This window comes from Pseudomonas sp. KSR10 (assembly GCF_022355455.1).
GTDB lineage: Bacteria > Pseudomonadota > Gammaproteobacteria > Pseudomonadales > Pseudomonadaceae > Stutzerimonas > Stutzerimonas stutzeri_E.
The window spans coordinates 120,511-141,615 of the sequence record NZ_JAKOEN010000022.1 but is presented as its reverse complement, the minus strand read 5'-3'; the positions used below and the strand labels follow the sequence as shown (position 1 = coordinate 141,615).

The following is a 21,105-nucleotide window of genomic DNA, read 5'->3' as shown; positions in this document are numbered from 1 at the left end:
CCCAAAGGCTCACAACCGATATGCAACCGATGCTGAACGGCTACGCTGTAAGAACCCTCCAAACAGAGTGCCCAGCGTGTCCGTCGAAGACAAGGCGTCGCGAGGCAAGTCTGTTCGACGGTCGCTCGCATTACACGCCAATATCGCTCGCCACGGCGGGCTAAGGATGGAGCTAGATGAAGATTTCAGAACTTGTCCGTGAATGGGAAAGCAGCGCCACCGGGCGCATGAGCGCCACTCGATACACCATTCCACTGGACGTCGAAAGCGCCGCGCGGCTGGCCGCGCTGGCGGAGATGTATCCCAAGCGCAGTACCGAGGAACTGCTGGGGGAACTGGTCGGCGCCGCGCTCGAAGGCATCGAGACCAGTCTTCCCTACCAACGGGGTACCAAGGTGATTTCGACCGACGAGCAAGGCGATCCGATCTATGAAGACGTCGGCCCGACACCGCGTTTTCTCGCCCTGTCGCGCAAGCATCTCGAACGCCTGCTGGCCGAGCAATCGGCCGAGTCCTGACACCCGCCACGGACACGGCCGGCCCCCGGCCGGCCAGCCGTTCAACTCAGCGAGGCGTTCTCATCCGGCCGCCCCGCTTTTCTCTCGACAGCTCTAAAAAGCCATCTTCAGGCGCTCCGTTTGGCTTTTCACTGGAACGATTGCGGCCTGACGCCCTCACAAAAACATGCCCGTTCTGATTGCTGGGTCCTCCCTAGGGGCCAAACACACGGCTCGCGGGCACCGTTCCCGATCTTCCACTGGAGACTGGCTATGAAAACGAACACCATCGAAAGCCCCCTATCGAGATTTCAGCTACCCAAGCTGGCAGCCGTTGCGCTGGGAGGTCTGCTGCTGGTTGGTTGTGCCGGCAATCCACCCAATGAACAGTTCGCGGTCACCGAGTCCGCAGTGCGCAGCGCGGTCAGCGCGGGCGGCACCGAATATGCCGCGGTGGAAATGCGCGCCGCGCAGGAAAAATGGAAGCAGGCCGAACTGGCCATGCAGAAAGAGAACTACGACGAAGCGCGCAAGCTGGCCGAACAAGCCGAGTGGGATGCACGCGTCGCCGAGCGCAAGGCTCAGGCGGCCAAAGCGCAGAAGGCTGTAGAGGACGCCAACCGGGGTATTCAGGAACTGCGCGAAGAAAGCATGCGCAGCGTCCAGTGATCACCACGATCAACTCTCCACGCCTTCAACACAGGATGATTCGCTATGAATAAATTACTGACGCTCCCTACCCTACTCGCCGTGACCATCGGACTGGCAGCCTGTTCTTCGCAGCCCAACCAGAACCTCGAGCAAGCGCGCGGGCAATATTCGCAACTGCAGGCCGACGCGCGCTCCAGCCAACTGGCCGCATTGGAAACCGAAGATGCAGGCAAGATGCTGGAAAAGGCCAACCAGGCCTACCTCAACGATGCCGACGAGGAAAAAGTCGATCAGCTCGCCTATCTGGCCAAGCGGCGCATCGAGCTCGCCGAGCAGACCATCGCCCTGCGTACTGCCGAGCAGGAGATCGAGAAGGCGTCCGCCAAGCGCGCCGAAGCCCGGCTCGAGTCTCGCGAGCAACAACTCAAGCGCCAGCAGGACGAAATCCGCAAGTTGCAGCAGGATCTGCAAGCCAAACAGACCGAGCGTGGCACACTGGTGACCTTCGGCGATGTGCTGTTCGATCTCAACAAGGCAGAGCTCAAGCCGGCCGGTATGCGCGGCATACAGAAGCTCGCCGACTTCCTGAATGAAAATCCCGAGCGCAAGGTGGTGGTCGAGGGCTATACCGACAGCACCGGTTCGGACTCCTACAACCAGCAGCTGTCCGAACGCCGTGCCGAGTCCGTCCGGCGCGCACTGACCCGCGCCGGGGTCGATGTGCAGCGCATCCAGGCGGTCGGTTATGGAGAAGAGTATCCGGTGGCGAGCAACGACTCGAACTCAGGTCGGGCAATGAACCGCCGTGTCGAGGTCACCATCTCTAACGACAATCAGCGTGTGGCACCGCGCTCATCGATGCAGTGATACTGCGCTGCCGTCATACGGCTGAGAGCATCTATCGTCGAGGCCCGCCATCATGGCGGGCTTTTTTTTGCGCCGAAGCGACGCCTCAGGGCCTGGTTGCTGGCTCTGCGGCAGCCGGCACCTTCTGCCCCATGCAACGAATCGCACGCTTTTTGTTATCCACCAGCACACCGCTCAGGCCCTTCTGCTCGGTGTCGAAGAGCACCAGCACGCCGTCGATGCATTCGGCTACCTGCGGTGCCGGCTTCAGCGAGACGCGATAGTCTTCGCCCGGAACGGTCTTGAGCATGGTGTAGTCAGCCAGCAAGAGCGCGTCTTCCGGCTTGGCGATGTGCACATAACCATAGTAGGTGAGCACCGCAACGGTGCCGATGACGCTGCCGATAGCGGTAAGGATCAGCGGGATGGGATTGCGTTCGGACATGGACGGATTCGCCTGATCAAAGAGGCGGTATTGTCGCAAAAAATCCGCGCGCCGAGGGACGGGAGCTTGGCCGACCGGACATGCAACACGGCCACCGTAACGGCCATTCGGCAATGGCGCCCACAGGTGGTAAGGCTGGTCTGTACTGATTGCTCGTCATCGCCGGTACGAATAACACTTCACGCACGCGCGTTTACCGCTGAAGGTGGTTTCCATTCCGGTGCCTGCCGTGCCTGCTGTTGCACGGCGCCGCCTTTCCCCATTCGACAGGACGAGCCAGCCATGGAATTTTCTGACCGCCCCGACGCCCTTCTTCTCGACCAACCTTTCGCGGCGATTCCCGATCTGATTGCGCACTGGGCCGAACGGCGACCCGATCACCCCGCCTTGCTCCAAGACGAGCGGAGCATGAGCTTCGCCGAACTCGATGCACAGATGAACCGGGTCGCTTGCGCACTGCAGCGCGATGGCATGAAACCCGGCGACGTGTTGGCGATCTGCGCGCTGAATTCCATCGAATACGCCACGGCATTTCTCGGGGCGTTGCGCGCCGGTATGACAGTCGCGCCGCTGGCTCCGTCCGCCAGTGCCGACAGCCTGCTGACCATGCTGGCGGACGCCTCGCCCCGCCTGTTGTGCTTGGATGCTCTATCGGCTCAGCACCTACGGTCGGTCGCGGCACAGCTGCCTTGTACAACGATGCGGCTGGATCAGCAGGATGAGTGGTCCGCCTGGCTGAGCGATGCGACGCCTGAGGCCGTGACGATCCAGCCGGCCTGGGCGTTCAACATCATCTATTCGTCAGGCACCACGGGAGAACCCAAGGGCATCGTGCAGTCCCATGCCATGCGCTGGGCCCACGTGCGCCGCAGCGCCGCCTATGGTTATGACGATGCCACCACGCTGATTTCCACGCCGCTGTACTCCAACACCACGTTGGTGGCCTTCCTGCCGACCTTGGCGCTGGGCAGCACGGTGGTGCTGATGGGCAAGTTCGACGCCGGTCAATACCTGAGGCTGGCCCAGCAGCATCGCGTTACCCATACCATGCTGGTGCCGGTGCAGTACCAGCGGATCATGGCGCGCGACGACTTCGACCAGTACGACCTCAGCCACTTCCGGCAGAAGTTCTGCACCAGCGCACCGTTCAACGCGGCGCTCAAAGCCGAGGTGCTGGCACGCTGGCCGGGGGGCCTGGTCGACACCTATGGCATGACCGAAGGCGGCGGTACCTGCATCCTGGCCGCCCACGAGCACCCCGACAAGCTGCATACCGTCGGCAAACCCGCCGAGGGCCACGATATTCGCGTCATTGACGACGAGGGCAACGAACTACCCAAAGGGGAAATCGGCGAAATTGTCGGTCACTCCCCGGCCATGATGACCGGCTACCTGAACAAGCCGGAGAAGACCGCCGAAGCTGAATGGTTCGACCCCAGCGGTAAGCGCTTCATCCGCACCGGCGATGTGGGTCGCTTCGATGAGCAGGGCTTTCTCACCCTGCTGGACCGCAAGAAGGACATGATCATCTCTGGCGGCTTCAACCTCTATCCGAGCGATCTCGAGGCCATCCTGCGCCACCACCCGACCATCGCCGACGTGGCCGTGGTCGGCGTGCCGTCCACCCGCTGGGGCGAGACCCCGGTGGCCTTCGTGGTGCGCGTCACGGGCGCTGCGGTGACACCCGAAGCGCTACTGGACTGGTTCAACGGACGCGTTGGCAAGACCCAGCGCCTGGCACGCCTGGAGCTAGCTGACGAACTGCCGCGCAGTGCCATCGGCAAGGTACTCAAGCGCGAGCTGCGGGATCGGTATCTGGCGGAACACGGCACGGCCGCTTGATGGGGAATACCCGACGTATTGGCACGCCTTGGTGGGTCAAGGCAGGTCAGTGGCCTTATCCAGCGTCGGGTTTGGTCTTGCAGCGCTCGGCCTCAAGGCGCTTTAACCACAGCAAAGGCCGTTGCGCTCCTAGTAGCCCAAGGCGACTGGTTTCAGTTTATTTTTTTAGAGAGCGGTTCTGATCCGAACATTCGAGCGTGTCCTGACACAGAACCCAGCCTTTGATGTCACCCTTTTTATTGTGGAACACAGCCTCCAACCATCCCGCTTGCCGATCGAGCACCTGTATCTGATCCCCTGCTACCAGATAACTGGTGGTCTTATCTGCGGTGTTGGCTTGATCGTATAGGTAGGTTTTTCTCATGATCCGGGTGACAACACGTTTTTGCTCGAGCCAAGCTCTATATCGGGCGGAGTCAAGCTCGCTGTCTACCTGTGCTTTGGACTTGTAAGGGTGGATCACGGAAAGACCTTTGATGATCATCCGCAAATAAAAATAAACAAAAGCGGTTACACTTCGCCTGCGGCTGGTGCTTACCAAGTAATGGGGTACACATGGAACGATGTTTCCGTCGTAAGGTTTAGACGGAAATTAGGCATCCTAGACTTTACGCCGCAATCTCAGGATAAACTGTGCGTGGCGCTGCTAAAGTTTAAGGTTAGAGGCGATGCTCGCTGGAGAGATTAAGAAAGCAATTGAAAATTGCAGCTGGGAATGGGCAAGTCTTCCGCCTGGTCGATATGGCCAGCCAATAGAAACAATGGAGCAGGCTCTAAAGAATTATGAGAAATTCTTGAGGGAAGAGGCTGATGGGGTTTCTGATCTACATCTGAATCCAGTTTTTTTAAGAGAGTTTGGTTATCAATGAATATTAGAGTCAAGCTGGCATTCTTGCTGGTCTCTTTCATAAACATTGGCTGCTCAATCGCTTCGACAAACATCACAGAGCCAGGTGGGGGCACAGGTAAAAATGTTATCCCGTCTAGCTTTGTCGGGAGATGGTCTCCAGACTGCGAAAGAATTGGTGGCTTCAATATGAAGGAAAAAGATCGGGTAATAATTGAGGTTAATTCAAATCAAATTTATATACTGGCTCACGGTGATTTCAGCGAAAGATCATCAACTTTATTCCTGAGTCGCCCCGAAGATCTCGGAATGGGTGGTATGAGGTTAAGCTGGGATCGGTATTCCAGGCGCGAGCCTATTGCGCAGCTTCGACTGCTTTCTGAGGGTAAGGCCTTTGTGGAGTGGCTTGGTTTTTATAGCGAAGTATCCAAAATCAAAGAGTGGGTTGAGGAGCCGGATTTTGTTGCGGCTAACTCTAAGATATTCACTAAGTGCGGTGATTGATCATAGCCGCTGCGAAAGATACGTGGGCGCGAAAATAAGGCATCACTTGCTAATTTTGTAATGGAATTACGCAGATCGTGTGATGGTTTGTGTCGTATGCCCTGCCGGTAAGTGCATGAAGTAGTGCCTTTCGAAAAAAGTATCGACCCGACGCATGACAAAGACTTCTCCCCGAGCGGTTTTCTGTATTTCTAGTCTATTGAAGACTTCCTTTCTGAACGAATGAGAAGTAGTCGACTTCAAATTCCTCCTTACTGATAGGCCTCTCTACCACTTTCTGGGAGTATTTATCAGTAATTTTTTCTTTTCCCGCACCCTGTACGTAATTATACTCAGCCCGGCGTATCTGATGCTCATCTATAGTGACTACCGAATAACTGCAACATCCATCCTTTATGAATCCAGCAAGTAGCTTCTTGCCATGAATGACTAAAGGATTTATAAGGCCGTTGATTTCCGGCGCTGACTTAATGTACTTAAGCGTGCTTGGATCATACTCATAGTAAATATACGAACTGTTTCCGCCACCCTCTAATTCTAGAATCCTAACATCGGGATAACCGTCAAACGTAAAGTCTTCGAATGTAATTGAAAGAGAGTCAGTGAGGGTACCCGCATCGATTTCTTGATTTAATCCATTTTTGAAATAAATGGTTATACCTCTCTCACTTGGAGCTATACTTTTTATTAAATCCTTGTACGACTTTGATGCAGACTTGACATGGAAATAATATGTTTTCTTATCTTGCCAAGTGCCTTCAAATGCCGCATCTTTTTTTATAGCATGAATATTCGCAGCTACAGCACCATCATGAAGCTCGGCAAGATTAATATTTTTCCCGTTATACCCCCCCGTTACATCTATAGGTTTTTTATATTTTTTATAAATATACTTGCCAGCAACATTACTTCCGATAAACTCAAGACTCATGGCAATTTCTTGGCTTGCGATGGTTCCGTTGTAGTATATTATTTCGCTTATCGAGACTTCTTTTGCCAAGCCAGCATGACTAGCTGCTATTAGCATGCAAAACATGGCCGCATGTAATTTCATTGCGTTCCCTCTATAACTTTAATTGCGCGAGCTGTCATTTTTGCGCGGTGAGCCATATTGTTAGGCTCTCTTTCACGATCCGGATAGTAAGGTGTATTCTGTACCGCCCAACCGTTAACATACACTGAGACCCAATACAGATCATTACTATCTGCAGCAGTATTTAATCTCGGCTTTAGCTTACTCCAATAAGACCCTGACACAAGAGCGGCCAGGTACGGATCTGTAGCCACCTGCGAAGCGCTCGCCTTTGATGAGGTTATATCAAGCGCAGCATATTTTGGAATGCTTCTTAAGAAGATCTCGCAATGTTCGTAGTTACTTCTTCCTGTCAATTGAAGAAGCCCCCTGCCTTTGAACCTCTCGCCATCCCCTGATTGGGTGTTGCCTAAATCTCTCCTGCCTTCATACTGAGCGCCAGAGCTAATTTCCTCTGAAAATCTCAACTCGCCAGTTTCATGGGCTATTTGCGCTAAAAAATGAGCGATTCTAAGTGGCGTGGTAATTCCAAATATTTTTATTGCTTCATTAATGGGAAGAATATACTTCTCAACTAGATCACTTGACGCAGACTCCATGATTAGAGAGAGTTGCTTTCTAGAGACCAACATTTCCATTGAAGTAGAGTGTTGTGCAATTAGACTTATCGGCTGAAAATACCAAACCACCCCATCTTCATTTATCCCATGCTTTCCGTCCAACTCCTTCCACCACGACAATTTCTCGATCCGCTTCTTCTCTTCGGCCCAGTCCGGGTTTGGGTCGGCGGGGCTGTGTTCCATTAGTTCATCCAGCTCGTCCCACTTGGCCGGGTTCCAGAGCCATTCGCTTTCATGTTTGGTGATCAGCTGTGCGATGGATTGGGCGTGCCAAGGCTTGCCCAGAGCAGTGCTGATTTCCTCTGGAGTGATTTTTTGGTCGCCGTTACCGTCGAGGATGGCGTATAGGCGTTGCTTGACCGGGCCCTTGTCGGATTGGTCGATCATGCCTTTGTAGCTAGCACGTTCGCTGTCGATCAGCCGACGCAGGGCTTCGAGGTGATACGCCAGGGCGCCTGCCGGGCGTTCACGGTCTTCGATGAAGTCGTAGCCTTCCCACTCCCAGGGGCTGTGGCGAGTAGTGATCATTTCCTGTTCGGCCAACCAGCCGCTGATCGGCTGGCCGTCCTTGTCGGCCAGCAGGTTATCGAGACACCACCAACGGGTCTCGGGGCTGCATGACATGTCGCCAGTGCTGGCCGTCACCACCAGCTTGGCGTCTGCCGGCAGGCTGTCGAGCAGGCTCTGCGGCAGCACGAGGTCGACGCCGACCATCACGCCTTCGTCGCTGAGCCTGGGGGGATTGTCAGCACCAATGCCCTGGCGATGCGGAATCAGTTTGCTGGCGCCTTTGTAGACCTTTAGCAGGGTTTTCTGCGTCTCCGGCAGGCGAGAGGCATAAGCCCTGCTCTGGGCAACGAATGCAGGCACATCATCGCAGCTGAATACCTCCAGATGCAGCAGGGGTTGGGGCATGGCTTCGTCGTGGTTCTGATAGCGGCCGAGGTGGCCGATAAGGTCGCCGGCCTTGATCGGCACGGGCTGGTCCAGTACCACGACGCTGCCTTTGGCTTTGGGTTCGCTTTGTGCCTTGAGGAACTTAAGGGCCAGGTAACCCGGCAAGGTCTCTTCGCCATCGGCAGGCGCGAGAGCAGGCCGCGCCGCTCCGCTGACGATGCTCAGCAACTTGCGAAATTCACCTTTGCTGGCGCCAACCTTGACCCGCGTTCCCTTGGGTAAAGTAGCCAATATGCTCGCGCTCTGGCTGGGCTCGGCACGGACATTGAGGTCCGAGCCCTGTGTTTCGACGCAATAGATCCCTTCGCCCCAGAAGTCAGGGCGTGGCAGGCTCGCTTGAGCTTGGTATCCGGCCCGGTCCTGCAGATGCATGTAGAGGCTATAGAACGTCAAGGCCGGCTCTGACGCGTCCGATGCAGGCGCAAGGTGCAATGACGGAAGTGCCAGCCGATGCCTGACCAACACGAACCCGGTGGAAAAAAGCGCGCGCTTGATTAGCGGAATCTCGCCGGTGTACTCGCTTATCGGATATTGCTCGTCGATGCGGTAGGCAATCACCTCGCCGTCGGCAATGCAACGCACGCTGGACTGATCGAAGGTACCAGCGGTGCCTTGGTCGAAGTGCACGCCGCCATGCCACAGGCCGTTGGCGCCCATCGGGTAGTAGCCGCCCCTGGCCTGGGCCAAGCTGGTCAGGTTGGCTAACGGATTGCCTGCGTTGCCAGCACAGGGATAGCTCCAATGGTTAACGTTGCTCGTCATGGCTACTTACCTAAAGTCCTTTTCCTGGGTAACGCCGGCGTTCATTGCCTGCGCGTGTTGTGTCCCTTCAACCCGAGAGGTTGAGCCTTTGCCTCGCCGCTCAACCTTGCGACAAACCGCCTGGCGGGTGCAATTGAATAGAGCGGTTTTATGTTCTGGTTCGCGATAAAAAACCAAGCTGCGCAGTAAGTTGCGCAGCTTGGTATGGGCCTCGGCGTATGGCCCGCAGCAAGTAGCGCCAGTTCTTCCCAGAGCTGCTACATGCTTCCCGACCTTGGTAACCACAGCCAAAACGGGACGATTGTGGACAGAAGCCCGCTCCGGGATGAAGCGTTGTACCTCGCTGGGCAGGCCTGCGGCCTGCATTCGCCGCGGGGGCGCGGCTCCCACAACGGCCGGGGGCGGTTGGCCGCTTAGCTGTGGAGCCCCGACCTCGGGATGAAGTTTTCGGCTTCTGGATGCGAAGCGAGCATGGGCGTTCTTCAGCACGACAGCAGGCTTGAGCGCTTAAGCAGGCCTGCAGCTGCATTCGCCGCGGGGGCGCGGCTCCCACAATGGCCGGGGGCGGTTGGCCGCTTAGCTGTGGAGCCCCAACCTCGGGGCGAAGCTTTTGGCTCTGGATGCGAAGCGAGCATGGGCCGTTCTTCAGCGCGACATGACCCTGAGCGCTTAGGCAGGTCTGCGGCCTACATTCGCCGCGGGGCGCGGCTCCCGCAACGGCCGGGTGCGGTTGGCCACTTAGCTGTGGGAGCCCCGACCTCGGGGCGAAGTTTTTGGCTTGTGGCGGCAAACCGGTCGTTCGGGCCTGTTTCTACAGGGACTCAGTAGCCGCGCTGTATATCGATGACGCCGCTGATGGATTGACCCTTTTCCAGCGCCACGATCTTTTCCGCGATCTGGGCAACGGTCGCTTCGCGCAGGGTGCGGGCCGACACGTGCGGGGTGATGGTCACCTGCGGCATCCGCCAGAACGGATGCTCGGAGGGCAGCGGCTCCTCACGGAACACGTCGAGCACCGCGCGGGCCACCTTGCCCTCGTCAATGGCCCGGCAGAGATCTTCGTCGACCAGATGCTCGCCGCGGCCGACGTTGATCACCACCGCGTCGGGCCTTAGCCGCGACAGCAGGGAATAGTCGATCAGATCGCGCGTGCTGTCGGTCAACGGCAGGGTGTTGATCAATACCCGTGTCTGTCCGAGAAACCCGTCGAGCCCAGCCTCGCCGGCAAAGCTGCGTACGCCGTCGATGGCATGATCGGAGCGCGCCCAGCCACAGACCGGGTAGTCCAGCGCAGCGAACGTGCGGGCGACGCGCTGGCCGATCTGCCCCAACCCAAGCACACCGACCGGCCATTCACTGCGCTCGATGGGCCGGCGCAGCTTCCACTGGCCCGCCGCCTGCTGGTCCCGGTAGTAGTCCATGTCACGGCTGATACCGATGACGTGATAGGCGACATATTCGGCCATCTGCACCGCCATACCGGCGTCTTCGAGGCGAACAATCGGGAGATCGCGTGGCAGGTTCGGTATCCGCACCAGCGCATCCACCCCGGCGCCGAGGTTGAACAGCGCCTTGAGTTGCGGCTCCTTGTCGAACAGCGCCGCTGGCGGGTGCCAGACGATGGCGTAGTCGGCCCCCCAACTGGGGTTGTCCGGCTTCCAGACCTGGATCTCGGCGTCCGGCAAATGCTGCTGGATCAAGTTGGTCCAGCGCTCGGGCTTGGGGTCGGCGGCGACGAAAAGAATCTTCATGGGCACTCGGCAATATTCCCTGGCAGGTAAGCGGATCGCGCTAGCGTAGCGCTATATCGCATAGACGTGACCGTTGGCCTCCAGCAAGCGCAACAGTGCCGGCCAGGTCAGTTTCGACACCATGCCCAGCTCGGTCGACTGTTGGCGAGTGGTCTCGATGGCGGCCGCGGATGGCGTGTGCGTCGGACCGCAGGCCTGGGCGCGCACCTGAATCTCGCAGGCCTTCATCAGGAAATAGAGGTAGGTGAAGGCTTCGGCGACGGTGCCGCCCGCCGTGAGCACGCCATGGTTGCGCAGGATCATCATCTGTTTGTCGCCGAGGTCGCGAATCAATCGCTCCCGTTCGCTGAGGTCCAACGCGACGCCCTCGTAATCGTGATAGCAGAGATGACCGAGACAAAGCATCGCCGTCTGGCTCAGCGGCAACAGACCATCGCGATGCGCCGAGACTGCCACTCCATCAGCGGCGTGCAGATGCATCACCGCACCGGCGTCTTCCCGCCCCATGTGCACGGCGCTGTGAATGGTGAAGCCGGCCGGATTGACCCGGTGCAGGCTGCCGCTCTGGACGATCTGCCCTTCTTGGTCGACCTTCACCAGCGAAGAGGCGGTGATTTCCTGGAACAGCAAACCGTAGGGATTGATCAGAAAATGATGCTCAGGCCCCGGCACCCGCGCCGACAGATGCGTGAAGACCAAATCGTCCCAGCCGAAGTGCGCCACCAGCCGATAGGCCGCGGCAAGGTCCTTGCGCACCTGCCATTCCGCGTCCCGATTCGTCGAGGTTGAATCTTGCATAGCATCTTCTCCATTGGTTGCGAAGGCGCCAGGTGGCGCATTGGCCTGCAGTCGGCACGGTGTCGTCAGGCTTCTTGCGTATCGGCCGCGTGCTTGCGGTTTTCCTCTTCCTGCAGGACACGCCACATCAGCTTGCCGGTGGACGAACGCGGCAACGATGCGACGAACTCGACGTAAACCGGTGCCTTGTAGGCCGCCATCTCGGCCTTGCACCAGTCGATGATGTCCTGCTCGCTGACCTGCCCGGCCTGACCGTCGCGCAGTATCACGCAGGCCTTCACCGTCTCGCCGCGCTTGGGATCGGGGCGCGAGATGACGCAGCACTCCTGGATCGCCGGGTGGCGGTACATCAGGCTTTCGACTTCCGACGGCCAGACCTTGAAGCCGGACGCATTGATCATGCGCTTGACCCGGTCGACCAGGAAGAAATAGCCCTCTTCATCGTAGTAGCCCATGTCCCCAGTGCGAAAGAAACGCTTGCCGTCCAGCTCGATGAACGCGCGCTCGGTCTCATCCGGGCGGTTCCAGTAGCCTTGGAACAGCTGCGGGCCGTGACTGATGATTTCGCCCACTTCGTTGGGGCCCAGCTCCCGCTGCGTCTGCAAATCAATGACCCGGCTGTCGACATCGAACACCGGAATGCCCAGGCACTGTGCCTTGGGCCGCGGCACCGGATTGATATGGGTGGCGGCGATGGTTTCCGACAGGCCGTAGCCTTCGATGTAGCGCAGGCCGGTCAGCCGATGCAGTTTTTCCTCTACCGCCTTGGGCATGGCCGCGCCACCGCCGCCGACGCTGACCAGACTGGACAGGTTGTAGCGCTCCAGATCCGGGTCTGAAAGGAAATCGATGGCCATGGTGGCGATGTTGACCCAGCCGGTCACCTTGTGCCGCTCGATCAGCTCGGCCGCCACCTTGCGGTCCCAGCGAGTCATGATCACTGCGGTGCCGCCGTTATAGATCGGCCCGCTCATGGCGCCCTGCATGCCGGTCACATGGAAGTATGGCAGCGTGGCGAGGATTACTGACTCACTGGTGCTGTTGGTCCAGACCACGCGGTGGATGATCGTCGCCATGGCCGAGCGATGGGTGTGCATGCAACCCTTCGGCGCGCCGGTAGTGCCGGAGCTATAGGGAAACACGCAGAGATCATCCGGGCCGGCCGTGTGGGGCCCCGGTGTATGGCCAGCACGGATGGCCTCATTCCAGCCGATGCCGCCAGTGAAGCTCGGTGTGACCGCTGCTGCCTGGACTTCAGCCGGCAGGGCCAAGTCGGTGGATTGCCGCACGTATTCGGAATAGGCCGCGACGACCACATGGCGCAGCTGCGCCGTGCCGACCAGCGGCGCGATGAAGCCGGTCAGCTCCTGCCCGCAGAGACTCACCGTAGCGCCGGTGTCATGCAGATAGTGCTCCAGCTCGGCGCTGTGGTTCATTGGGTTGACGGGCACCACCACCGCGTCTGCACGAAGAATCGCGTAGTAGGCGATGGTGAACTGCGGTGAGTTCTGCATGTACAACAGCACCCGATCACCCTTGGCAACCCCCAGGTGCTGCAGATAGCCGGCCAGCGCTTCCACTTCACGCAGCAGCTCGGTGTAGGTGATCAGGGTGTCGTAATAGATGATCGCCGTCTTGTCCGGAAAACGCCGCGCGGATATCTCCAGATTGGCGAACAGACTGGTTTCCGGCACCGTCAGATGTTTCGGCAGATCCTCGGGCCAGACCGCGTGATGACGAGTGAACATTAAAGAACTCCTGAATCGCTATGGAGGGCCAGTTCGGCCATGGCCCGTTCTTCGCCCCACTCGAGCCAGCCCCGGGTGTCGCGCAAGGGAGTGATGGCGATGCGCTTGTCGCGCAGCGCGGTGACATCGAGTTCGGGATCGACGAGGTGCGCCGAAGAGTGCTCGAAACCGAGCCACCAGTACGGCAGTCCACGACCGTCCCGACCCGCCTGCAGACGCGGCCGGGCAATCGAACCACGTGATTGCCGGGCCAGTCGCAGATGGCTGACCGCATCGGCCGAGCAAGCCGGGAAGTTCACATTCCAGCAACAGCCGTTTTCGTCACGACGCGCCCAGAGCGCACGTATCGTGGTGGCCGCGTAGGTTTCGACGCATGACCAATCGATCAGCGTGCGATCAAGGAAGGCCTGGCTGAGGCCGATAGCCGGAAGGCCCAGCAGATCAGCGCTGAGCACCGCACCGAGGGTGCCCGAATAAGGCACGGAATCGCCGATGTTCGCCCCGCTGTTAACGCCGGAGAGCACCAGGTCCGGCGGCGAATCCTGCAGCCATTCGGCCATGGCGAACATCACGCAGTCCGACGGCGTCCCGGAGACGGCGAAGCGTCGCTCGCCATGGTGATACACGCGCAGAGGTGAATGCACCGAGATACCCTGACCGGTGCCGCTCTGGTCATGTTCAGGCGCGACTATCCAGACTTCCTTGGCCAGTTGGGCCGCAATGCGCTCGAGCAGTGCGAGCCCCGGCGCGGCGATGCCGTCATCGTTGGTCAGCAGGACGCGGCGCAGCAATGGACCGTTCATAGGGCCTCGCCTCCGTCGCCGGCTTGGGCGATGCGCCAACCGGCATCGGCGAGCAGACCGGCGCGTTGTCCAACCTGCAGCGCATCGGCGTTACTGGCATTGCCCTGCAGCGCACGCGCATAAACGCCCTGCAGAATGGCCGCGAGACGAAACAGCGAAAACGCCACGAACACGTGCCAGTCTTCAATGCTCGGTCGCCCGCTCTGCTGGCAGTAACGCGCCAGCAACTCCTGCTCGGATGGAATGCCCTGAGCTTTCAGATCGATCCCGACCAGGCCACGCAGGCCTTCGACGCCCGCCGGCAGGTGATACGGCAAACAGAAGTAAGCGAGGTCCGCCAGCGGATGGCCGAGGGTCGACAGCTCCCAGTCGAGAATTGCCGCCACCTTCGCCTGCTCCGGTTCGAAGATCAGGTTGCCGAGCCGATAGTCACCGTGGGCGATGGCACATTCGTCGCGCTGCGGCGCCTGCTCCGGCAACCATTGCATCAGCCGCTCCATCGCCGGCATGTCGCCCGTACACGAAGCCTGATACTGGCCGGACCAACGCTTGACCTGGCGGGCGAAGTAACCCTGAGCCTTGCCGAAGCCGCCAAGCCCGACCGCCTCGACATCGACCTGGTGCAGCTCGGCCAGGGTGTCGATGGCGGCCAGATGGAATGCCTGGCGGTCCTGATTAGGCAGCTCTTCCAGCGCCGGGTGGCTGAAGATTCGTCCCGGAACGTAGTCCATCACATAGAAGGCCGTGCCGATGATGCCTTCGTCTTCGCATAACAGGTGAGCAGGCGGTACCGGCACACGGGTGTGCTCGGACAGCGCACGGATCACTTTGTATTCGCGTTCGACCATGTGCGCCGAGGGCAGCACCTTGCCCGGCGGTTTCTTGCGCAGCACGTAGCGGCGACCGGCGCTTTCCAGTAGGTAGGTGGGGTTGGACTGACCACCCTGGAACTGCTTCAACTGCAGACCATCTTCGATCTCTGGCACATGCTGGCGCAGGTAGCGACCTAGCGCGGCCTCATCGAAACGATGCGCCGGCAATACCTCGATCAGTTCGGGCTCGCTCATTACCGGTCCCTCAGCATGCTGTTTCGCCACCATCGGCGACGATTACCTGCCCGGTGATATAGGCACTGGCCGGTGTCGCCAGAAACACCGCCAGACCTGCAATGTCCACCGGCTCGCCGATGCGGCGCAGCGGAGTCCTTTCGGCGGCGCGGCGGACCCGCTCCGGATCGTCGAGCAGTGCCTTGGCGAAATCGGTACGCACCAGTCCCGGGGCGATGGCATTGACGCGAATGCCCTTCGGCCCCCACTCCGCCGCCAGATTGCGGGCCAGCGCCGCCTCGGCCGCCTTAGACACGCCATAGGTACCGATCACGGTGTTGCCGCGCAGCCCGGCGATGCTGGAGAGCATGATCACCGCGCCCTCGCCACGCTCGGCCATCTGCGGCAGCACCATGTTGGACAGCCAGAAGGTGCCCTTGACGTTGGTGTCCATGATCTTGTCCCAGGCGTCGTCGGTCAGCTCGCTGGTCGGGCCATAGACCGGATTGGTGGCCGCATTGCAGACCAGTACGTCGATACGCCCCCAGGTATGCAGGGTGGTATTGACCAACCGCTGCAAATCTTCCTTACGGCCTACATGACAAGGCACCGAGATAGCCTCGAAACCCTCAGCCTTGAGCTCTGCGGCCACCGTCTCGCAGGCATCGGCCTTGCGGCTGGAAATGACGACGCGCGCGCCGCAGCGGGCCATTTCTTCGGCGATGGAGCGGCCAATGCCGCGAGTGGAGCCGGTGATCAGCGCCACCTTCCCGGATAGATCGAATAGCGGATTGTTCATGACGGCATCCTTCTTGTAGGTTTTGTCGGAGGCTCAGCGCTTGCTGGAGTAGTTCTGCAGCTCGAGTTTGGCGATGGTGTCCAGATGAACCTCGTCCGGGCCATCGGCCAACCGCAGCGTCCGCTGGTGAGCCCAGGCCGCCGCCAGGAAACTGTCCTGGCAGACGCCCTTGGCGCCGTGCACCTGGATGGCACGATCCAGCACCCGCAGCGCCATGCTCGGTGCGGCCGCCTTGATCATGGCGATCTCCTGCCGCGCCACCTTGTTGCCGACGGTGTCCATCATGCGCGCCGCCTTCAGGGTCAGCAGGCGAGTCTGTTCGATCTCGATGCGCGAGCGAGCAATGTCCTTGCGGATCGAATCGAAATCAGCCAGCGGCCTGCCGAACGCCACACGGGAATGCACGCGCTCGCACATGGCCTGTAGCGCGCGTTCGGCCACGCCGATGGTGCGCATGCAATGGTGGATGCGCCCCGGGCCAAGACGACCCTGTGCGATTTCGAAGCCTCGACCCTCGCCGAGCAGTATGTTGCTGGCCGGCACCCGAACATTGTTGTAGCGAATCTCGGCATGGCCATGGGGCGCATGGTCATAGCCGAACACGTGGAGTGCCCGGGTGATCTCCACGCCGGGCGTGTCCAGCGGCACGAGGATCATCGACTGTTGCCGATGGCGCTCAGCGCTGGGATCGGTCTTACCCATGACGATGGCGATCTTGCAGCTGGTCGCCATCGCGCCGGACGACCACCACTTGTGTCCATTGATCACATATTCATCGCCTTCACGGCGGATTTCACAGGCGATGTTGGTGGCATCGGACGACGCCACTTCCGGTTCGGTCATGGAAAAGCAGGAGCGTATCTCGCCGTTGAGCAGCGGTTTGAGCCATTTTTCCTGCTGCTCCGGCGTGCCGTAGCGCGTCAGCACTTCCATGTTGCCGGTGTCAGGTGCCGAGCAGTTGAAGATCTCGGCGGCACCGTGCGAGCGCCCCATGATTTCGCAGAGGTGGGCGTATTCGAAATTGCTCAGGCCGGCGCCGAATTCGCTTTCCGGCAGGAACAGATTCCACAGCCCCTGCTCCCTCGCCTTGGCTTTGAGCGCTTCGAGAATTGGCGGCGGCGCCCAGCGATTTTCTGCCGAGGCGGTCTGCTCGTGGAACAAGTGCTCATTGGGATAGACATGCGCTTCCATGAATGCCGTAAGCCGTTCATAAAGTTGTAGCGCTTTACCGGTCAGTTCATACATCGCCGTTTTCCTTTTGGTTGTGCTCCGCCAGAAGCGTTAACGGCACCCCTTGCGGGTGCTCGCTGCCGGAGCGCAGACGGAAAGTCGCTTCGCCGATCGCCAATAGACGGTCGTGCTGGTCGCGTATCTCGCCAGAGCTATTGAATATGCGGGTGCCGCCGGCACGCCGCTTGCCGATGGCGCGGATCACACCGCCTGAGCACTGCCCAGTGAAGGTTGTGTTCAGCACCAGCGTGATGGCCTTGCGCACCCGTCCCGGATGGGGGCAATAGGTACCGGCCTCGGCTAGCACCACATCGAGTAGCGAGGTCAGCACGCCGCCATGGAGCACGCCGGCCATGTTCAGGTGGCAGGCCTGTACATCGAGCTCAATGACCGCCTCGTCGTCAGTCCAGGACACCTGGCGATAACCCAGCACCTGATGGAAACCCGGCAGGTCCTTGCCTCCGCTGATCGGCAAGCCGTCTGTCCGGGCTTCGCTTGGCATCGCGTCAGCGTCAGGCCGCTTCATTGCGCTGAATCTGCGCGGGGCGGTTCCATCCCGATGCTTGTTTAAGGAGTCGCATGGCCTGTCCTCTCGATTGTTTTTATGGCGAGTCTGCGTCTTTTTGAAGCTGGCACGACTGAAACCATGCGTCAATTCGAAATCAAGTTCCATCAGGCAGAATTATGATGCCCCACAAACATAACCGTCTAAGATCAGTATCGAAGTGCCATATGGCCGGCGAGCCAGGCGCTTGGACACATTATGAAAAATTAGAAGGGCGACGATAGCCTTCTGCTAGTGGTTGAAAAAGCTCCCCGCTATGTTAGCTTTCGGATAACTTTGTAAAAATCAGTTTTGCTGTGCGAAACGCAAAGCGAAGCAAGTGCTAGAAAATGGCCGTCAGCCAGACAATTACAAGAAGAGGACGCGATATGAAATCCATGTTCAAGAAGCTGCTCGTTCCAGCCAGCCTGGTCGCCTTGGCGGTCTCGGCAGTGCTTCCGCAGATGGCGGCCGCCGCCGATGTCACGAAATGGCGTGTTCAATCGCACTGGCCGAGCGCCAGTAGCTCCTACAAAGACAGTCTTGTGCGCCTGAAAAACCAGATCGAACAGCGCACCGAAGGCCGGCTCGAACTGCAACTGTTCGAATCCGGCGCCCTGTTCAAACCGCAGGAGACGTTCAACGCGGTAAGCCGCGGCATCATCCAGATGGGCACCATCTCCCCCGGCTACGCACAGGACAAGATGACCCTCGCCGGCATCGCCTCCGGTCTGCCCTTCGCCTTCGATAACGTCTGGGAGGCGTCCTACTTCCACAAGCACATGGGCTTCGAGGACATGCTCCGCGAGGAAGCGGCCCAGCACGGCGTCTACTGGTCGACGGACAAGGTCTATCCCACTGAGATGGTGGTGAAAAAGCCGATCAACAGCTGGGAGGATTTCACCAAGCTGAAGATCCGCTCCTCGGGCGCCCTGCAGAAATTCCTCGATGAGGCCGGCGCTTCGACCACCTACCTGCCAGGTGGCGAACTCTATCCGGCGCTCGATACCGGCGTGGTAGACGGTGCTCACTGGGGTGCGGTGCAGGGCGCGGCGAGCATGAGCTTCTATGAGGTGGCCAAGTACCACGTCAGGCCCGCGCTCAACATCGCCGGCACCGATGTGATCATCATCAGTCAGAAGGCGCTGGAGAAACTCTCCGAGCGCGACCAGGAAATCGTCAAGCAGATCCTCGACGAGCAGTTCTGGTACCGCACCAACGAGTACCTGTATCAGGAGCAGGTCACGCTGCGAAAGGTCATGGCCGAGCAAGGCGTTCAGGTCAACACGCTGCCGGATGATGTGCAAAAACGCCTGCGTGAAGTGGCACAGAAGACCTGGGAAGAAGAAGGCCAGCGCAGCGACAAGGCGGCCGAAGCACTGAAGAAGCTCAAGTCCTTCCTCGGCGAACTCGGTTACCTCTGACACCCCTCGCCTGTTCGGCTCGTCCGGCGCGATAGCTCGCGCCGGGCAGCTGATCCGCTCAACCCTTGCTCGTAGGGCTCGTCATGCGCGCGATTCATGCCTACATCAATGGCATCACCCGGCTCAACGAATTCATCGGTCGCTGGGTGGCCTATCTGATCTTTCTGATCTTCGTGCTGTTGCTGCTCGAAGTGTTCATGCGCTACCTGTTTTCGAGCCCGACCTCTTGGACCAACGAGCTCGGCCAGATGCTGTTCGGTGCCTACGTGGTCCTATCCGGCGGTTACGTCATGGCGCACCGCGACCACGTCAACGTCGACCTGCTCTATTCAACCTTCAGCCCGCGTGTTCGCGCCTGGGTCGATATTTTCACCTCGAGCATGTTTTTCCTGTTCATGGCCGCACTGCTGTACTTCGGCAGTTCCATGGCCTGGGAATCGGTACAGGGCATGGAAACCTCCTATTCGGCGTGGAACCCACCGGTGTGGCCGATCAAGATCATGATTCCGCTCGGTACCCTGCTGCTGTTATTGCAAGGCATCGCCAAACTGCTGCAGGACATCCTGATCGCGCTGGGCCGCGAGCCCACTAACGGCGCCAAGCACGCGGAGGATGCCCAATGAGCATCGAAATCACCACGCTGCTGTTCTTTTTGACGCTGGTGTTTTTCCTGGTGCTGGGGCTGCCGCTGGCCTTCGTGCTGGGCGGAGTCTCGGTACTGTTCCTGTATTTCACATGGGGCGTCGATGCCTTCTACATGGTGGCCTCGCAGATGTGGGGCACCATGGAAAGCTTCACCCTGGTGGCTATTCCCTTGTTCGTCTTCATGGCGATGTTGCTCGAGCGCACCGGGGTCGCGCGCGATCTCTATCGGATGATGCACCTGTGGTGCGGCGGCATGCGCGGCGGGCTGGCGATCGGCACCTTAGGCATCTGCGCGGTGTTCGGCGCCATGGTTGGCATCAGCGGCGCGGCGGTAGTGGCGATGGGCACCATTGCCCTACCGGCCATGCTCGAACGCGGCTACGACAAACGCATGGTGCTCGGTTGCATCAACACCGGCGGCGGCTGGGGCATCCTGATACCGCCGAGCATCATGATGATTCTCTACGCCATGATCAGCGGCCAGTCGGTCGGCAAGATGTTCGCCGCCGGAGTGCTGCCGGGCCTGTTGCTGGTGGCGCTGACGGTCACCTACGTGCTGGTGCGCTCTTTCCTGCAACCTCATCTCGCACCGGCACTGCCGAAGGAAGAGCGAGGCAGCTGGGGCGAGAAACTACGGGCGATACGCGCGGTGCTGCTACCCATTGGTATCGTGGTAATGGTACTCGGCTCGATCATCGGCGGGCTGACCACACCCACCGAAGCCGCCGCCATGGGCGTGTTCGGCGCGCTGATTTCAGCCGCTGTCTACCGCAAGCTGAACTGGCCTGTGCTGCAGGAAGCGGCTATCCGTACCTTCAAACTGACCGGTATGATCGCCTGGATCCTGTTCGCAGCCCACGCGTTCAGCTCGGCCTACCAAGGTATGGGGGCGCAGTCGCTGATCGAAGGACTGATGATGGATCTGCCTGGGGGCCGCTGGGCCATCATCATTTTCATGATGGCGATCGTCTTTGTCATGGGCATGCTGCTCGACCCTGTCGGCATCATGCTGATCACGCTGCCGGTATTCCTGCCGATCGTCGCTTCACTCGGCTTCGATCCGATCTGGTTCGGCGTGCTTTTCGTGATCAACATGGAAATCGGCTACATGACGCCACCGTTCGGGTTCAACCTGTTCTACCTCAAAGGCATTGTGCCGCCCGGCATCACCATGAAAGACATCTACTGGTCGGTCATACCCTTCGTGATCGTCAACATCATTGGCATGGGCATCATCATGCTATTCCCAGAGATCGCAACCTACCTGCCGAATACGTTGTTCTGACGACGGGCCGCTTAAACGAAAAAGCCGG

The 21,105-nt window shown here is 59.3% G+C and carries 21 protein-coding genes; 9 read left to right on the top strand and 12 right to left on the bottom strand.

Annotation, left to right across the window (positions count from 1 at the left end):
* The first annotated feature begins 176 nt into the window (after positions 1-176).
* The 3 genes from MCB86_RS18335 to MCB86_RS18325 all read left to right on the top strand — a co-directional run bounded on the left by MCB86_RS18335 (position 177) and on the right by MCB86_RS18325 (position 2,015).
* A complete protein-coding gene (locus tag MCB86_RS18335; RefSeq protein WP_239611798.1) occupies positions 177-518 on the top strand; it encodes a pilin assembly protein in 342 nt (113 codons plus the stop codon).
* Between the two features lie 252 nt (positions 519-770).
* Positions 771-1,166 carry a DUF4398 domain-containing protein gene (locus MCB86_RS18330; RefSeq protein WP_045163053.1) on the top strand — a complete coding sequence of 132 codons (396 nt, stop codon included), beginning with the start codon at positions 771-773 and terminating at the stop codon, positions 1,164-1,166.
* Positions 1,167-1,211: 45 nt separating this feature from the next.
* A complete protein-coding gene (locus MCB86_RS18325) occupies positions 1,212-2,015 on the top strand; it encodes an OmpA family protein (RefSeq protein WP_239611797.1) in 804 nt (267 codons plus the stop codon).
* Positions 2,016-2,100: 85 nt separating this feature from the next.
* Here MCB86_RS18325 and MCB86_RS18320 read toward each other — a convergent pair whose 3' ends face one another.
* Positions 2,101-2,439, bottom strand: coding sequence for a hypothetical protein (locus MCB86_RS18320; RefSeq protein WP_045163055.1), 339 nt, complete (start codon positions 2,437-2,439; stop codon positions 2,101-2,103).
* Between the two features lie 282 nt (positions 2,440-2,721).
* Between MCB86_RS18320 and MCB86_RS18315 the strand changes: the two genes are divergently transcribed.
* A complete protein-coding gene (locus tag MCB86_RS18315; RefSeq protein WP_239611796.1) occupies positions 2,722-4,281 on the top strand; it encodes a class I adenylate-forming enzyme family protein in 1,560 nt (519 codons plus the stop codon).
* Positions 4,282-4,438: 157 nt separating this feature from the next.
* Here MCB86_RS18315 and MCB86_RS18310 read toward each other — a convergent pair whose 3' ends face one another.
* Positions 4,439-4,744 (bottom strand): hypothetical protein, encoded by a 306-nt coding sequence (locus MCB86_RS18310; protein ID WP_239611795.1) that lies wholly within the window; start codon positions 4,742-4,744, stop codon positions 4,439-4,441.
* Positions 4,745-4,949: 205 nt separating this feature from the next.
* Between MCB86_RS18310 and MCB86_RS18305 the strand changes: the two genes are divergently transcribed.
* Both MCB86_RS18305 and MCB86_RS18300 read left to right on the top strand, forming a co-directional pair.
* Entirely contained in the window at positions 4,950-5,150 is a 201-nt protein-coding gene (locus MCB86_RS18305; RefSeq protein WP_239611793.1) for a hypothetical protein, read from the top strand.
* Positions 5,147-5,632 (top strand): hypothetical protein, encoded by a 486-nt coding sequence (locus MCB86_RS18300; protein WP_239611791.1) that lies wholly within the window; start codon positions 5,147-5,149, stop codon positions 5,630-5,632. Before MCB86_RS18305 ends, MCB86_RS18300 begins: the two co-directional genes overlap by 4 nt.
* A 196-nt stretch (positions 5,633-5,828) precedes the next feature.
* On the opposite strand, the gene MCB86_RS18295 is transcribed toward MCB86_RS18300, so the two are convergent.
* From MCB86_RS18295 to MCB86_RS18250, 10 genes are all read right to left on the bottom strand, one after another.
* Positions 5,829-6,686 (bottom strand): hypothetical protein, encoded by an 858-nt coding sequence (locus MCB86_RS18295; RefSeq protein ID WP_239611788.1) that lies wholly within the window; start codon positions 6,684-6,686, stop codon positions 5,829-5,831.
* On the bottom strand, positions 6,683-9,004 hold the full coding sequence (locus tag MCB86_RS18290) for a hypothetical protein (protein WP_239611787.1): 2,322 nt from the start codon (positions 9,002-9,004) through the stop codon (positions 6,683-6,685). The genes MCB86_RS18295 and MCB86_RS18290 overlap by 4 nt, the downstream gene beginning before the upstream one ends.
* Positions 9,005-9,825: 821 nt before the next feature.
* The gene (locus tag MCB86_RS18285; protein ID WP_239611785.1) at positions 9,826-10,755 is read right to left on the bottom strand and encodes a glyoxylate/hydroxypyruvate reductase A; all 930 of its coding nucleotides are present in this window, start codon (positions 10,753-10,755) and stop codon (positions 9,826-9,828) included.
* A gap of 51 nt (positions 10,756-10,806) precedes the next feature.
* Entirely contained in the window at positions 10,807-11,553 is a 747-nt protein-coding gene (locus MCB86_RS18280; RefSeq protein ID WP_045163061.1) for a class II aldolase/adducin family protein, read from the bottom strand.
* Positions 11,554-11,618: 65 nt separating this feature from the next.
* Positions 11,619-13,301 carry a long-chain fatty acid--CoA ligase gene (locus MCB86_RS18275; protein ID WP_239611783.1) on the bottom strand — a complete coding sequence of 561 codons (1,683 nt, stop codon included), beginning with the start codon at positions 13,299-13,301 and terminating at the stop codon, positions 11,619-11,621.
* A complete protein-coding gene (surE, locus tag MCB86_RS18270) occupies positions 13,301-14,104 on the bottom strand; it encodes a 5'/3'-nucleotidase SurE (protein ID WP_239611781.1) in 804 nt (267 codons plus the stop codon). The genes MCB86_RS18275 and surE overlap by 1 nt, the downstream gene beginning before the upstream one ends.
* Positions 14,101-15,171, bottom strand: a complete 1,071-nt coding sequence (locus tag MCB86_RS18265; protein ID WP_239611779.1) for a phosphotransferase — start codon at positions 15,169-15,171, stop codon at positions 14,101-14,103. Before MCB86_RS18265 ends, surE begins: the two co-directional genes overlap by 4 nt.
* 10 nt (positions 15,172-15,181) lie before the next feature.
* Complete coding sequence (locus tag MCB86_RS18260; protein ID WP_045163065.1) at positions 15,182-15,949, bottom strand: SDR family oxidoreductase; 768 nt, start codon at positions 15,947-15,949, stop codon at positions 15,182-15,184.
* Between the two features lie 33 nt (positions 15,950-15,982).
* Positions 15,983-17,194, bottom strand: coding sequence for an acyl-CoA dehydrogenase family protein (locus tag MCB86_RS18255; protein WP_045163066.1), 1,212 nt, complete (start codon positions 17,192-17,194; stop codon positions 15,983-15,985).
* Positions 17,187-17,681, bottom strand: coding sequence for a PaaI family thioesterase (locus tag MCB86_RS18250; protein ID WP_045163277.1), 495 nt, complete (start codon positions 17,679-17,681; stop codon positions 17,187-17,189). The genes MCB86_RS18255 and MCB86_RS18250 overlap by 8 nt, the downstream gene beginning before the upstream one ends.
* 431 nt (positions 17,682-18,112) lie before the next feature.
* Between MCB86_RS18250 and dctP the strand changes: the two genes are divergently transcribed.
* The 3 genes from dctP to MCB86_RS18235 all read left to right on the top strand — a co-directional run bounded on the left by dctP (position 18,113) and on the right by MCB86_RS18235 (position 21,077).
* Positions 18,113-19,147, top strand: a complete 1,035-nt coding sequence (gene dctP, locus MCB86_RS18245; RefSeq protein ID WP_052679336.1) for a TRAP transporter substrate-binding protein DctP — start codon at positions 18,113-18,115, stop codon at positions 19,145-19,147.
* A gap of 83 nt (positions 19,148-19,230) precedes the next feature.
* Positions 19,231-19,770: a TRAP transporter small permease subunit gene (locus MCB86_RS18240; protein ID WP_045163067.1), complete on the top strand. Its 540-nt coding sequence runs from the start codon at positions 19,231-19,233 to the stop codon at positions 19,768-19,770.
* Positions 19,767-21,077: a TRAP transporter large permease subunit gene (locus MCB86_RS18235; protein ID WP_239611777.1), complete on the top strand. Its 1,311-nt coding sequence runs from the start codon at positions 19,767-19,769 to the stop codon at positions 21,075-21,077. Before MCB86_RS18240 ends, MCB86_RS18235 begins: the two co-directional genes overlap by 4 nt.
* The last annotated feature ends 28 nt before the right edge of the window (positions 21,078-21,105 follow it).